Raw genomic sequence first — 12,819 nt, forward strand, 5'->3', positions numbered from 1 at the left:
TGTGTCCTCGTCGTGGGCGATTCCTGGATGTAACCCGGCGCTACAGTCCTCGCAGGCGCCGTATCTCCTCGTAGGCATCCCGGATTTCCTGGAAGCGGCGGGCGGCCTGCTCGGCGGCCTCTCTTCCGGCGTGGGCGGCCTTGTCGGGATGGTACTCGGCCACGAGCTGGCGGTAGGCCTTCTTCACCTCGGCATCGGTGGCGTCCGGGGTGAGGCCGAGCACGGCGTAGTGGTCATCGGCGTCGCCCAGGTGGTCGGCGGCGATGGCCTGCTCGTCCACCACGGAGACGCCCAGGCCCCGGGCCGCGCGGCGGAGGGCCTCCCGTTCGGAGCGCTGGAGGGGGCCGTCCACCAGCGCCAGCTCGAAGAGGGCGTCGAGCAGCCGGCGGCGCTCCATGGAGGGAAGCTGCGCCGCGCAGGCCCGCGCGGCGGCATCCAGGTCGGGCGGGCGGGCGAGGAAGGTCTTGAGGTGTCCCCTGACGAGTTGGAGGGACTCGGGGCCGTAGCCGAGGACGGTCTCGAAGTAGCGGCGCACCTCGCGCACCTCCTCGCGGCGGACGTCGCCGTCGGCGTGGGCCACCTCGACGAAGAGGGCGCAGAGGTCCCGGGCGAGCTCCTCGTACGGCTCTTCCTGGCGGGAGGACTCCGTCGCTTCCACGCCGGGCCGGTCCTCGTCCCAGGGCTGGGGGAGGGGTATGGCGAAGTCGGCGAGCACGTCCGGGTCCGTGAACGCGGCGTGCTGCTCGTCGAAGAAGTGATGGCCCACGAACGCTCCGGCCACCACGAGGAGGATGATGGCGAGCGGGTGGCCGATGAGCAGTCCCACCCCCAGCCCGATAATCGCCCCGAGAACTTTTCCCGCGCCCATGGCCGAGGTTTCACTCCCTTCCTGGCGGGGAGTTTCGCATAGAGTGCGCCGCGTTATGGCCCAGTTGATCGATGGCAAGGCAGTGGCGGCACGGGTGCGGGCGGAGGTGAAGGCGGAGGTCGAGCGGCTCAAGAAGGAGCGCGGCCTCGTCCCGGGGCTCGCCGTGGTTCGCGTGGGAGAGGACCCCGCGTCGAAGGTCTATGTCACCGGGAAGAAGAAGGCCGCCGAGGAGGTGGGCTTCAACTCCTGGGAGTACCACCAGGACGCGAGCATCACCCAGGACGCGCTGCTGGAGCTGGTGCGCAAGCTCAACGACGACCCGGCGGTGCACGGCATCCTGGTGCAGCTCCCGCTGCCCAAGCACATCGACCCGGACGTCATCATCTCCGCGGTGAAGCCGGAGAAGGACGCGGACGGCTTCCATCCGCTGAACGCGGGCAACCTGCTGCTGGGCCGGCCGGCGACGCGGGCCTGCACACCCTACGGCATCATGCGGCTGCTGGAGGAGATTGGCTGCGACCCGGCCGGCAAGCGCGCGGTGGTGGTGGGGCGCAGCAACATCGTCGGCAAGCCGATGGCGCTGATGCTGCTCCAGAAGAACGCCACGGTGACCATCGCCCACAGCAAGAGCGACGTGCGCCGCGAGGTGGAGAACGCGGACATCGTGGTGGTCGCGGTGGGCGTGGCGGAGCTGGTGAAGGGCGAGTGGATCAAGCCCGGCGCGGTCGTCATCGACGTGGGCATGAACCGCAAGCCGGACGGCAAGCTGGTGGGCGACGTGGAGTTCGCCAAGGCCGCCGAGCGCGCCTCGTACATCACCCCCGTGCCGGGCGGCGTGGGGCCGATGACGATTGCCATGCTCATCCGCAACACGCTGGAGGCGGCGGAGCGGACCGGGAAGTAACGCGCTCCGGCCCGGGGAGGTGAGCCCCGGGCCCGTGGGAGCTACCCGCGCAGCCAGCGCTCCAACTGGTCGCGCTTCTTCCCGCGCAGGCTCGTCGTCAGGCTCATCCCGTCGAAGTTCCACCGCGTGGGGAGCCGCTCGGCCGCGGCCGCGAGCCAGGATGGAAGTCCGGCGGGCTCGCACGTGCCCAGCCCCAGCTCGTCGCGGTGCACCTCGTCGCTGTTGAAGGACGTGCCTCGCGAGTGAAGGATGTCGGCGGGGTTCGAATCGGAAACGGAGATGGCGAACCACGTCGCCGAGCGGCTGTCGACGGTGACGTGCCCCTGGTGCCGATAGGCTGGCACGCCATTGAACGCGGCCGACGAGAGGTGGACCCGGAACCAGAAGACCTCGGGCTCACCGAAGCCGAGCCGCCGCGCGAAGTCGAGTGCGGGTGAGCGGGCCCGCCGCGCGGCGAGCAACGCCTGCATGCGCGAGAACAGGTCATCCATCACCGGCGTGGAGCGCGCGTGCGTGCGCAGGGCCTGGAGCCGGTCCAGCTCCCAGTCCTGCTGCCGCACCGCCCGCTCGACATGGGGGATGAGCGCATCGAGCGACGCCTCCGACGCGTCGGCGGCCAGCACGGCGAGCAGGTCCAGCGACACCTGCTCGCAGGCCACGGCCGCCGTCTGAAGGGCCTGGACGACGCGCGGTCTGGCCGCCAGCGCCTGGAACTTCGCCCGCTTCTGCTTCGAGCCCCAGGCGTACGTCGTCTCCAGGTCGAGCAGCACCTGCATCGCCTCGTCCCATTCGGCGGCGAGCGCGTCCGCGTTCAGGTCGCGCCGGACGTATTCGCGAAGGATGAAGGAATGGGGCCTGCGGTCGGACTCGAGCTGCTCCAGGACGGCGAGGATGACGGGCACTGGGAGCCGCCGGCACGTCCGCGCGAAGAGCCAGGCGGGGTGGTAGCTGTTACCGATGAGGCCTACCGCGGCCCGGGCCGCGAGGGCAGGGTCCACGTCGTCCGGGAGTGCCTTGAGGACCTCGAGGACGCGCGGCGACCGGTCGTGGTACGGCGTCCGGAGAACGGTCTCCAGCTCTTGTGGGGTGGGGCGGCCGGGCATGCCACGGAGTTGTACCCACGGCGCCCAGCGGGTGGAAACGTCATTGCGCGGGCGAGCGGCCTGGCTCGGCTCCATCGGTGTCACCGCTCATGTGGCTGCCGCCGCCCGTGAACGAACTGCCACCCGTGAGAGAGCTGCCACCCATGCGGCTGCCGCCGAGGCTGGAGCCATTGCCAGCCGCCCGGGGAGTCCGCTGACTGTCCGTCGCCGAACCGCTCGTGCCCGCGCCACTCCTGCCCGGGCCGCCCGTGCTGGCGCCATGTCCCGTGCTGACTCGTGAGCTCGTGCCGCCGCTCCCGTGCGCGCTGCTCGTTTCCGCGGCCTGCCCTCGCGAGCAGCCGCCGGCCATGAGTGTGACGGACACCAGGAGCCCCACCCGCAGCGCCCCCTTGACGCTCTTCATCGCCATGACGCTCCCCCCTGAACCCTTCTCGGCCCCGTGCAACGGTGGAGAGGACTCCCCGGGGCCGGTATCGCTCCCGGGGGTGGGCAGGGCGACCTGCGTTGACAGCCTCGGGCCGGGGCGGGGGCGGAATCCTACATCCTCGCCAGGAGCAACTCGGACCCGGGTTCCCGCGATAATGGGATACGTCACTTTTCTCAGGGGGAATCCATGTCCATCAACGTCCGCGGTGGCGACTCGCTCTCCAGCATCCTTCAGCGCGTGGGGAACGCCGTGAAGGAGATCGCGAAGCCGGCTCCGGCGCCCCAGGGTGCGAGCGTCGGTCAGTCCGTGCAGCAGCAGGCCCGTGTGCCGGGGTGGGATGGCACCAGCTCCTTCGAGACGGCCTCCGCGAAGGGCACCTCCGCCGCGGCGCCGGCTCCCGCGGCGTCCCGTCCCGACCTCGGCCGCGTCCTGCGCGACTACCAGGTTCAGGACGACCAGACGACGAAGTGGAGCCCGAAGGCCGGGGGCCTCATCCCCATTCCCTTCACCGGCGAGTACACCATCACCCAGACCGAGGCGAAGATGCTGGACGGGCTCTCGGTGTCCCGGGGCCTGGTGGGCCTGAATACGTTCAACAACATCAAGGACCAGGCCTTCGAAGTCTCCGACCGGCTCTATCCGAACCCCTCCAGCACCCCGGGCCATGTGCCGGCGGACCGGGAGCGGGAGTGGATGGGCAATGACGGCCACCGCGACGCCTTCCGCCACGCGTACTGGAACGCGCTGATGACGCGCGAGTTCGGCGCCGAGTGGACGCAGCAGTTCGCCACCGCGCACGAGGGCCTGCCCGGCAACCCCGCAACCCGCGAGGCGATGGACCTCTACAACAACGAGGTCGGCCGTCAGATTGCCATCGCGAACCCCAACGCCTCCCCCGAGGAGCTGGCCACGCTGGTGCAGCAGGCCGTGACGGACGGGAAGATGGTGGTGCTGGACCAGAGCGGCCAGCTCCAGTGGAGCGACCGGGTTCCGTACGGGCAGCACGGCCTGACGGACGGCGTGCCGGCGGCGGGCGGCCAGCCGGTGCCCAACGGCGACGCGAGCGCCCGGCAGTACTGATAGATGAGCCAGGGCGGGAGTAGGATGGGGGGCACGCGGCGCGGGCTGTGGCTCGGCGTCGCGTTGGCCCTACTCGCAGGTCTGGGGGTGTATCTGGTGTCCACGTCACAGAAGGGCGCCTTCGACGCGGAGCAGTGGAAGGCGCAGCGGGGCAGCACCGCGCGCCAGAATCCGCGCGTGGGCATGGTGGTGGAGCTGCAGGAGAAGCACCTCCGCAAGGGCATGAGCCGAGAGGAGGTTCAGAAGCTGCTCGGCGAGCCCGACCAGCGGCGGAACACCAGCGAGGTGTACGAGCTGGGCGCGTCTCCCTTCGGCCCCTCCTACGAGTACTTCGTCATCGACTACGACGGCGCCGGCAAGGTGACGCAGTTCCGTGTCACCCGGAGCTGAGGCGGCGTAGACTCGCTCCCCGCTCTCCTCGGGAGGGCAGGGGAGGAGTCGACGCATGCCGACGCGCGAGGAACGCATCTCGGGTGGGGTGTACGGACTGCTGGTGGGGGATGCGCTCGGTGTGCCGTACGAGTTCCACTCCCCCGCGGAGATTCCCGCGCCCGAGGCCATCGACTTCGAGCCTCCCGCCGGCTTCGACCGCGCGCATGGCGGAGTCCCGCCGGGCACCTGGTCCGACGACGGGGCCCATGCGCTGTGCCTGCTGGACTCGCTGCTCTACAACGGCCGGCTGGACGTGGAGGACCTCGGGCGCCGGCTGGTGAACTGGTACGAGTGGGGCTACCTCGCCGTGGACGGCAAGGTGTTCGACGTGGGCATCCAGACGCGCACGGCCCTGGCGAACGTCCGCGCCGGTGCGCCCGCGCTCATGGCGGGGCCCAGGGGCGAGCGCGACAACGGCAACGGCTCGCTGATGCGCGTGCTGCCGCTGGCCCTCTGGCACCACGGCGACGACGCGAAGCTGGCCTCGGATGCGATGGCGCAGTCGCGGGTGACGCACGGGCACATGCGCTCGCAGGTGTGCTGCGCGGTGTACTGCCTGTGGGCCCGGCGCATCCTGGAAGGCGCCTCGGACCCGTGGGCGGACGCGCTGGCCACGTTCAGGGATTTGTACGTGGAGGGCTTCGAGGCCCGCACCGAGCTGGACACGCACATCGCGCGGCCGGACGCGGAGGACACGCCGGGGACGGGCTCGGGCTACGTGGTGGACTGCCTGCGCTCGGCGCGGCATTGCGTGGAGGCGGGCCGCGACTTCGAGGGCGTGGTGAAGGCCGCCGTGAGGCTGGGACGTGACACGGACACCACGGCGGCGGTGGCCGGTGGCATCGCCGGGCTCATGTACGGCGTGCAGGGCATTCCCGCGCGGTGGCGCTCCGCGCTGCGCGGGCAGGAGCTGCTGAAGCCGCTGCTCGACAAGCTGCTGTCGCGCTGAGCGTTCCCTCGGCGGCCCACATTGCCCACGCCCGTTCAGCGGGAAGCGAAGCGGGCGGGGCGCGGGGGCGGCTCAGGCCTGGAACGCTTCCCGTACGCCCTCGCGGCGCAGGGTGAACAGCATCCAGATGGCCACCGGCACGCCGATGACGCAGCCAGGGGACAGGATGTACAGCGCGGTGATTCCGCCCACCGTGGCCAGGCCGTAGCCCTTGAGGTTCAGCGCGTTCAGCGCGCCCCACGCGGACAGCACGCCGCAGATGACGCCCACCACGAGCATCAGCGTCAGCGTCAGGCTCAGCTCCAGCGGAGCGGGCGTGGCGCCGGCGGGGACGAAGGGGGACGTCACCTTCATCGCGGCCAGCACGAAGCCGGCCACGTTGTAGATGATGTTCAGCACGCCCACGCACAGCAGGAAGAACGCTGGCGGCCGGATGATGTTCAGGACCTTGTTGCGCGGGTCGTTCGGGGGAAGCTGGATTCCAGGACCACTCATGAACGGGCTCTCAGGGCGCTCACGATCATCCGCGTCGCCGGGGACTTGTTGAGCGTGTAGAAGTGGATGCCGGGCACGCCGCGCGACAGCAGCTCCATGCACTGCACCGTCGCGTGCGCCACGCCGAGCTGCACCAGCGCTTCCGGCTGGTCCTTCACCCGCTCGAGCTGCAGCGCCAGCCGCATGGGCACGGTGGCTCCGCACATCCGCGTGAAGCGCTGGAGCTGCTCGTAGTTGGTGATGGGCATGATGCCGGGGACGATGGGGACGTTGATGCCCGCGCGACGGGCCCGCTCCACGAAGTCGAAGAAGAAGGCGTTGTCGAAGAAGAGCTGCGACACCACGAAGTCCAGCCCCGCGTCCACCTTCTCCTTCAGATGACGCAGGTCGTCGTCGCGGGACGCGGTCTCCACGTGGCCCTCCGGATAACACGCGCCCCCGATGCTGAAGTTGAAATCCTCTTCTCGGATGAATCGCACCAGCTCTGACGCGTAGCGAAATCCGCCCGGCGCCGGGACGAACTCCTTCTGGCCCTGGGGCGGGTCACCGCGCAGCGCCAGCACGTTCTCCAGCTTCGCGTCCGCCAGCCGCTGGAGCAGCTCGCGCAGCTCCTCCCGGGTGTGGCCCACGCACGTCAGGTGCGCCATGGCCTCGATGCCCGTCTCCTTCTTGATGCGGGTGACCAGCTCCACCGTCCTGTCGCGCGTGCTGCCGCCGGCCCCGTACGTCACCGACACGAAGCCCGGCTGCAAGGGGGCCAGCTCCTCCAGCGTCTTGAGGAGGTTGGCCACGCCCTCGTCCGTCTTCGGCGGGAAGAACTCGAAGGAGAAGCACGGGTTGGATGGATTCAACCGATTACGAATCTTCATGTCGCACCCAGTGTAGACGGTCCCCGCCGGTCTTGATCGGCGAAGTCTCGCGGCTATAGTCCGCGCCGTTTTCCACACCCCCCTCCAGGAGAGAGTGATGGTCCGGCGTACGCCCCTCAACGAGGCCCACCGCAAGTTGGGCGCTCGGATGGTTGACTTCGCGGGTTGGGACATGCCGGTTCAGTACTCGTCCGTCATCGGCGAGCACGAGACGGTGCGCACGGCGGTCGGCCTGTTCGACGTGTCCCACATGGGCGAAGTGGAGTTCAACGGCCCCGGCGCCCTGGAGACGGTCAACGCCCTCATCTCCAACGACCTCACCCGCATCTCGGACGGGCAGGCGGTCTACGCGGGCCTGCTCAACGAGCAGGGCACCTTCGTGGACGACATCGTCGCCTACCGCTTCAGCCCCGAGCGCATCTTCATCTGCGTCAACGCCAGCAACCGCGAGAAGGACTTCGCGTGGATGAAGGAGCACGCGAAGGGCGTGAAGCCCGTGGACCGCGGTGACGAGTTCGCGCAGATCGCCGTGCAGGGCCCCAAGGCGGCCGGGCTCGTCCAGCGCCTGACGAAGGCGGACCTCTCCAAGGTGGGCACCTACCGCTTCACCGAGGGCGAGGTGGCGGGCGTCAAGAGCATCATCTCCCGCACCGGCTACACCGGCGAGGACGGCTTCGAGCTGTACTGCCCGCCCGGCGGCGCGGTGAAGCTCTGGGACGCGCTGCTCACCGAGGGGCAGCAGGACGGCGTGAAGCCGTGCGGCCTGGGCGCGCGTGACAGCCTCCGGACGGAGATGAAGTACGCGCTCTACGGCAACGACATCGACGACAAGCATACGGCCCTTGAGGCCGGGCTCGGCTGGATTGTGAAGCTCGACAAGCCGGCGTTCATCGGCAAGGACGCCCTGGTGGCGCAGAAGGCGGCGGGCGTGAAGCGCAAGCTGGTGGGCTTCGAGCTGACCGGCAGCGGCATCCCCCGCCACGGCTACGCCATCCTCAAGGACGGCAAGCCGGTGGGCGAGGTGACGAGCGGCACCATGGGCCCGTCCGTGAAGAAGCCCATCGGCATCGGCTATGTGCCCACCGAGCTTTCCGCCGAAGGCTCCACCTTCGACGTGGACATCCGCGGCCGCGCCGTGCCCGCCGTGGTGGTGAAGACGCCGTTCTACAAGAAGCCCTGAAGCACCCAGCCCCCTTCGCAGCCCTTCCGAGGAGCAACGACATGGCCGAGACGATTCCTGGCGACCTGAAGTACACCAAGGAGCACGAGTGGGCCCGCGCCCAGGGCAAGGTGGTGGTGGTGGGCGTCACGCACCACGCCCAGGAGGCGCTCGGCGACGTGGTGTACGTGGAGCTGCCGAAGGTGGGGAGCACCGTCACCGAGGGCAAGCAGTTCGGCGTCATCGAGTCCACCAAGGCGGTGTCCGAGCTGTACTCGCCGCTGTCGGGCACGGTGGTGAAGGTGAACGAGGCCCTGGCGGACAACCCCTCCACCGTCAACACGGACCCCTACGGGGCGGGGTGGATCATCGAGGTCGAGCCGTCGGACCCCAAGCAGGTGGACGCGCTCATGGACGCCACCGCGTACGCCAACCTGCTGAAGAACGCGTAGCACTGAACAGCCACTCGCCGGCTGTTAGTGACGGTCCTTCGATTTCAAGCCTCGTACGCGAGCCCGACTGCCATGCCCTTGAATTGGAACTACCAGGAGTCGTTCGCCGGCCGTCACATCGGTCCGGACGAGCACGAGCTGAAGCAGATGCTGTCCGCGCTGGGCGTCACCTCGCTCGATGCGTTCATCGAGCAGGCCGTCCCGCCGGCCATCCGCTCCAAGGAGCCGCTGAAGCTCGGCCCTCCGCGCGGTGAGCACGAGCTGCTCGCGCAGCTCGAGGCCATCGCCGCGAAGAACCAGGTGTTCCGGTCCTTCATCGGGATGGGCTACCACGACACCCACGTCCCGAACGTCATCCTCCGCAACATCTTCCAGAACCCGGGCTGGTACACCCAGTACACGCCCTACCAGGCGGAGATTTCGCAGGGGCGTCTGGAGGCGCTGCTCAACTTCCAGACCCTCATCATGGACCTGACGGGGCTGGAGGTGGCCAACGCCTCGCTGCTGGACGAGGGCACCGCGGCCGCCGAGGCCATGGCCATGGCCCTGCACCAGAAGGGCGACGGCGCCGGTGGCGCCTTCTTCGTCTCCGATACCTGCCACCCGCAGACGGTGGACGTGGTGCGCACCCGCGCCGCGCCGCTGGGCGTGGAGGTGGTCGTCGGTGACCACCGCACGGTGGACCTGGGCTCGAAGAAGTTCGTGGGCGCGCTGGTGCAGTACCCGGCCACGGACGGAGTGGTGCATGACTACCGCGCCTTCGCGGACAAGGTGCACGCGGCGGGCGGCCTGTTCGTCGTCGCGGCGGACCTGCTGAGCCTCACGCTGCTCACCCCGCCGGGCGAGTTCGGCGCGGACGTGGCGGTGGGCAGCGCCCAGCGCTTCGGCGTCCCCATGGGCTACGGCGGTCCGCACGCCGCCTACTTCGCCACGAAGAACGCGTACACCCGCGTCATGCCGGGCCGCATCATCGGCGTGTCCGAGGACGCGCAGGGCCGCCGCGCGCTGCGCATGGCCCTGCAGACGCGCGAGCAGCACATCCGCCGCGAGAAGGCGACGAGCAACATCTGCACCGCGCAGGTGCTGCTGGCCATCATGGCCGGCATGTACGCCGTCTATCACGGGCCCAAGGGGCTGAAGTCCATCGCCGAGCGCGTGCACGGCCTCACCGTGGTGCTGGCGCGCGGCCTGGCGAAGCTGGGCCTCAAGCCGAAGCACGAGCAGTACTTCGACACGCTGCGCGTGGAGCTGACGCCGCCGCAGGTGCGCGCGGTGCTCGCGGCCGCCGAGGCGGCGCGGATGAACTTCCGCCGCATCGACGAGAAGACGGTGGGCGTGTCCCTGGACGAGACGACGCGGCCCGCGGACGTGGAGGCCATCCTCGCGGCCTTCGCCACCGGCGCCGGCAAGTCCGCCGCCCCCTCGCTGGAGGAGGCGGGCGCCAGCGTGGAGACGCCGGTGGCGCCGGAGCTGCGCCGCACCAGCGCGTACCTCACGCACTCCGTCTTCAACAGCTACCACTCCGAGGCGGAGATGCTGCGCTACATCAAGCGGCTCGAGGCGAAGGACCTGTCCCTCACGCACTCGATGATTCCGCTGGGCAGCTGCACCATGAAGCTCAACGCCACCGCGGAGATGATTCCGGTGACGTGGCCCCAGTTCGGCAAGCTGCACCCCTTTGCCCCCACCTCGCAGGCGGCCGGCTACAAGGTCATCTTCGAGCAGCTCGAGCAGATGCTCACGCAGGTGACGGGCTTCGCCGGGTGCTCGCTGCAGCCCAACGCGGGCAGCCAGGGTGAGTACGCGGGCCTGCTCGTGATTCGCGCGTACCACCAGAGCCGGGGCCAGGGGCACCGCGACGTGTGCCTGATTCCGTCCTCCGCGCACGGCACCAACCCCGCGTCCGCGGTGATGGCCGGCTACAAGGTCGTCGTCACCAGGTGCGACGAGGACGGCAACATCGACCTCGGGGACCTGCGCGCCAAGGCGGACGAGCACAAGGACAGGCTCGCGGCGCTGATGGTGACCTACCCGTCCACGCACGGCGTGTTCGAGGAGGAGATCAAGGAGATCTGCTCCATCATCCACGAGCGCGGCGGCCAGGTGTACATGGACGGCGCCAACCTGAATGCCCAGGTGGGGCTCACCTCGCCGGGCTCCATCGGCGCGGACGTCTGCCACATCAACCTGCACAAGACGTTCTGCATCCCGCACGGCGGCGGCGGCCCGGGCATGGGCCCCATCTGCGTGGCCAGCCACCTGGTGAAGTTCCTGCCGGGTCACCCCGTCATCAAGACGGGCGGCTCGGAGGCCATCAGCGCCATCTCCGCCGCGCCGTGGGGCAGCGCCAGCATCCTGCTCATCTCGTGGATGTACATGACGATGATGGGCGGCGAGGGCCTCACCCAGGCCACGAAGCTGGCCATCCTCAACGCCAACTACATCGCCGAGCGGCTCCAGCCGCACTACCCGGTGCTGTACCGCGGCAAGCGCGGCAAGGTGGCGCACGAGTGCATCGTCGACCTGCGCCCGCTGAAGAAGACGTCGGGCGTGGAGGTGGAGGACGTGGCCAAGCGGCTGATGGACTTCGGCTTCCACGCGCCCACCGTGTCCTTCCCCGTGTCGGGCACGCTGATGATCGAGCCGACGGAGAGCGAGTCCAAGGCGGAGCTGGACCGCTTCTGCGACGCGTTGATCGCCATCCGCCAGGAGATTCGCGACATCGAGGAGGGGCGCATGCCGAAGGACAACAACGTCCTGAAGAACGCCCCCCACACCTCGCGCGTCATCACCGCCCCGGAGTGGAACCGGCCCTACTCGCGCGAGCAGGCCGTCTTCCCCGCCGCCTGGGTGCGCGAGAACAAGTTCTGGCCGGCCGTGGGGCGCCTGAACAACGTGCTCGGTGACCGCAAGCTGGTGTGCTCCTGCCCGCCCGTCGAGGACTACATGACGCCGGACCCGAAGGCCGCGGTGGCCTGACGCCTCCCGCGTCCTGAAGGGCCGTGAAGCACCCGGGGCCGTCTCCCTTCATCGGGAGGCGGCCCTCTGCTTTTCAGGGCGTCCGCCCCGTCTCTGTCTTGGGGGAGGGGAGGGGCTCAGGCGCGCCCGGTGCGGGAGGGCGCGCTGAGCTCCGGCTCCACGTGGACCACCACGTCCACCACCTGCGGGTAGGCGGCCTGGAGCGTGCGCTCCACCCGGTCCGCCAGCTCGTGGGCCTGCGCGGTGGTGAGGTTCGGGTCCACCTCGATCTTGAGGTCCACGTAGACGCTCTCCTCCATGCCGCGGCTGCGCACGTCGCGGCAGCTGCGCACGCCCGCGACTTCCATCGTCTGGCGGGCCACCTCCACCGGGTCCAACCGCGCCGTGTCCGAGAGGATGCCCACCGCCTGCCGGACGATGCCGTAGGCCACCCACGCCACGAACACCATCACCCCCAGCGCGATGAACCCGTCCGCGCGCGGGTAGCCCATCCACACCAGCAGCAGCGAGGCCAGCACGGCGAGCGTGACGTAGACGTCGGACATCGTGTGGCTGGCGTCCGCCAGCAGCAGGGCGCTCTTGTACTTGTTCCCGAAGTGCCGCTCCACGCGCGTCACCGCCACGTTCACCACGAGGGTGAAGGCCATCACCCCCGCCATCGTCAGCGTCACCTGCGGGTGCTTGTCGTGCAGCACGGAGTCCATCGCCATGCGCCCCAGCTCCAGCATGCCGATGCCAATCATCGCGCCGATGCCGAGCGACGCGAGCGCCTCGAACTTGCCGTGGCCGTAGGGGTGGTCCGCATCCGCGGGGCGCGACGCCACGCCCATGGCCACCAGCCCCAGCACGTTGGAGCCGCCGTCGATGAAGGAGTGCAGCCCGTCCGCTGTCACCGCCGCGGACTGGCTGACGAGCCCGAAGGCGAGCTTGGCGATGGCCACCACCCAGTTGGCCACCAGGATGGCGAAGAGGACGAGGCGGACCTTCCGGTTCCGGTGCTGGAGGTAGAGGCTGCGGTCGGCGGCGGACGTTTCCACGGCGCGCAGGGTAGTGGGAAGCTCGCCCGGCGGCGAGTGACTCGTATTGCGCTCTGCCCGGAACC

General features: G+C 69.6%; 12 protein-coding genes. 7 read left to right on the forward strand and 5 right to left on the reverse strand.

The features are described from left to right. Positions 1–40 precede the first annotated feature (40 nt). On the reverse strand, positions 41–868 hold the full coding sequence (locus tag K8638_RS05660; protein WP_223753367.1) for a TerB family tellurite resistance protein: 828 nt from the start codon (positions 866–868) through the stop codon (positions 41–43). 55 nt (positions 869–923) lie between these two features. On the opposite strand from K8638_RS05660, the gene folD reads away from it, so the two are divergent. Continuing rightward, the gene (folD, locus tag K8638_RS05665; RefSeq protein ID WP_223753368.1) at positions 924–1,772 is read left to right on the forward strand and encodes a bifunctional methylenetetrahydrofolate dehydrogenase/methenyltetrahydrofolate cyclohydrolase FolD; all 849 of its coding nucleotides are present in this window, start codon (positions 924–926) and stop codon (positions 1,770–1,772) included. Positions 1,773–1,813: 41 nt separating this feature from the next. Here folD and K8638_RS05670 read toward each other — a convergent pair whose 3' ends face one another. Beyond that, positions 1,814–2,875: a hypothetical protein gene (locus K8638_RS05670; protein ID WP_223753369.1), complete on the reverse strand. Its 1,062-nt coding sequence runs from the start codon at positions 2,873–2,875 to the stop codon at positions 1,814–1,816. A gap of 613 nt (positions 2,876–3,488) precedes the next feature. Here K8638_RS05670 and K8638_RS05675 point away from each other — a divergent pair. From K8638_RS05675 to K8638_RS05685, 3 genes are all read left to right on the forward strand, one after another. Further along, the gene (locus K8638_RS05675) at positions 3,489–4,382 is read left to right on the forward strand and encodes a hypothetical protein (protein WP_223753370.1); all 894 of its coding nucleotides are present in this window, start codon (positions 3,489–3,491) and stop codon (positions 4,380–4,382) included. A gap of 96 nt (positions 4,383–4,478) precedes the next feature. After that, positions 4,479–4,772, forward strand: a complete 294-nt coding sequence (locus K8638_RS05680; protein ID WP_223753371.1) for an outer membrane protein assembly factor BamE — start codon at positions 4,479–4,481, stop codon at positions 4,770–4,772. A gap of 55 nt (positions 4,773–4,827) precedes the next feature. Next, entirely contained in the window at positions 4,828–5,763 is a 936-nt protein-coding gene (locus tag K8638_RS05685; protein ID WP_223753372.1) for an ADP-ribosylglycohydrolase family protein, read from the forward strand. 72 nt (positions 5,764–5,835) lie between these two features. Here K8638_RS05685 and K8638_RS05690 read toward each other — a convergent pair whose 3' ends face one another. Both K8638_RS05690 and metF read right to left on the reverse strand, forming a co-directional pair. Beyond that, positions 5,836–6,258 (reverse strand): hypothetical protein, encoded by a 423-nt coding sequence (locus K8638_RS05690; protein WP_223753373.1) that lies wholly within the window; start codon positions 6,256–6,258, stop codon positions 5,836–5,838. Then, positions 6,255–7,127: a methylenetetrahydrofolate reductase [NAD(P)H] gene (gene metF / locus K8638_RS05695; protein ID WP_223753374.1), complete on the reverse strand. Its 873-nt coding sequence runs from the start codon at positions 7,125–7,127 to the stop codon at positions 6,255–6,257. Before metF ends, K8638_RS05690 begins: the two co-directional genes overlap by 4 nt. A 97-nt stretch (positions 7,128–7,224) precedes the next feature. On the opposite strand from metF, the gene gcvT reads away from it, so the two are divergent. The 3 genes from gcvT (at position 7,225) to gcvP (ending at position 11,717) form a co-directional block, all read left to right on the forward strand. Next, entirely contained in the window at positions 7,225–8,307 is a 1,083-nt protein-coding gene (gene gcvT, locus K8638_RS05700; RefSeq protein ID WP_223753375.1) for a glycine cleavage system aminomethyltransferase GcvT, read from the forward strand. Between the two features lie 41 nt (positions 8,308–8,348). After that, positions 8,349–8,738: a glycine cleavage system protein GcvH gene (gcvH, locus tag K8638_RS05705; protein ID WP_223753376.1), complete on the forward strand. Its 390-nt coding sequence runs from the start codon at positions 8,349–8,351 to the stop codon at positions 8,736–8,738. A 72-nt stretch (positions 8,739–8,810) separates the two neighbouring features. After that, on the forward strand, positions 8,811–11,717 hold the full coding sequence (gene gcvP, locus K8638_RS05710) for an aminomethyl-transferring glycine dehydrogenase (RefSeq protein ID WP_223753377.1): 2,907 nt from the start codon (positions 8,811–8,813) through the stop codon (positions 11,715–11,717). 116 nt (positions 11,718–11,833) lie between these two features. Here the strand turns inward: gcvP and K8638_RS05715 are convergent, their stop codons facing one another. Beyond that, entirely contained in the window at positions 11,834–12,754 is a 921-nt protein-coding gene (locus K8638_RS05715) for a cation diffusion facilitator family transporter (RefSeq protein ID WP_223753378.1), read from the reverse strand. Between the last annotated feature and the right edge of the window lie 65 nt (positions 12,755–12,819).

Source organism: Myxococcus sp. RHSTA-1-4 (assembly GCF_020037125.1).
GTDB lineage: Bacteria > Myxococcota > Myxococcia > Myxococcales > Myxococcaceae > Myxococcus.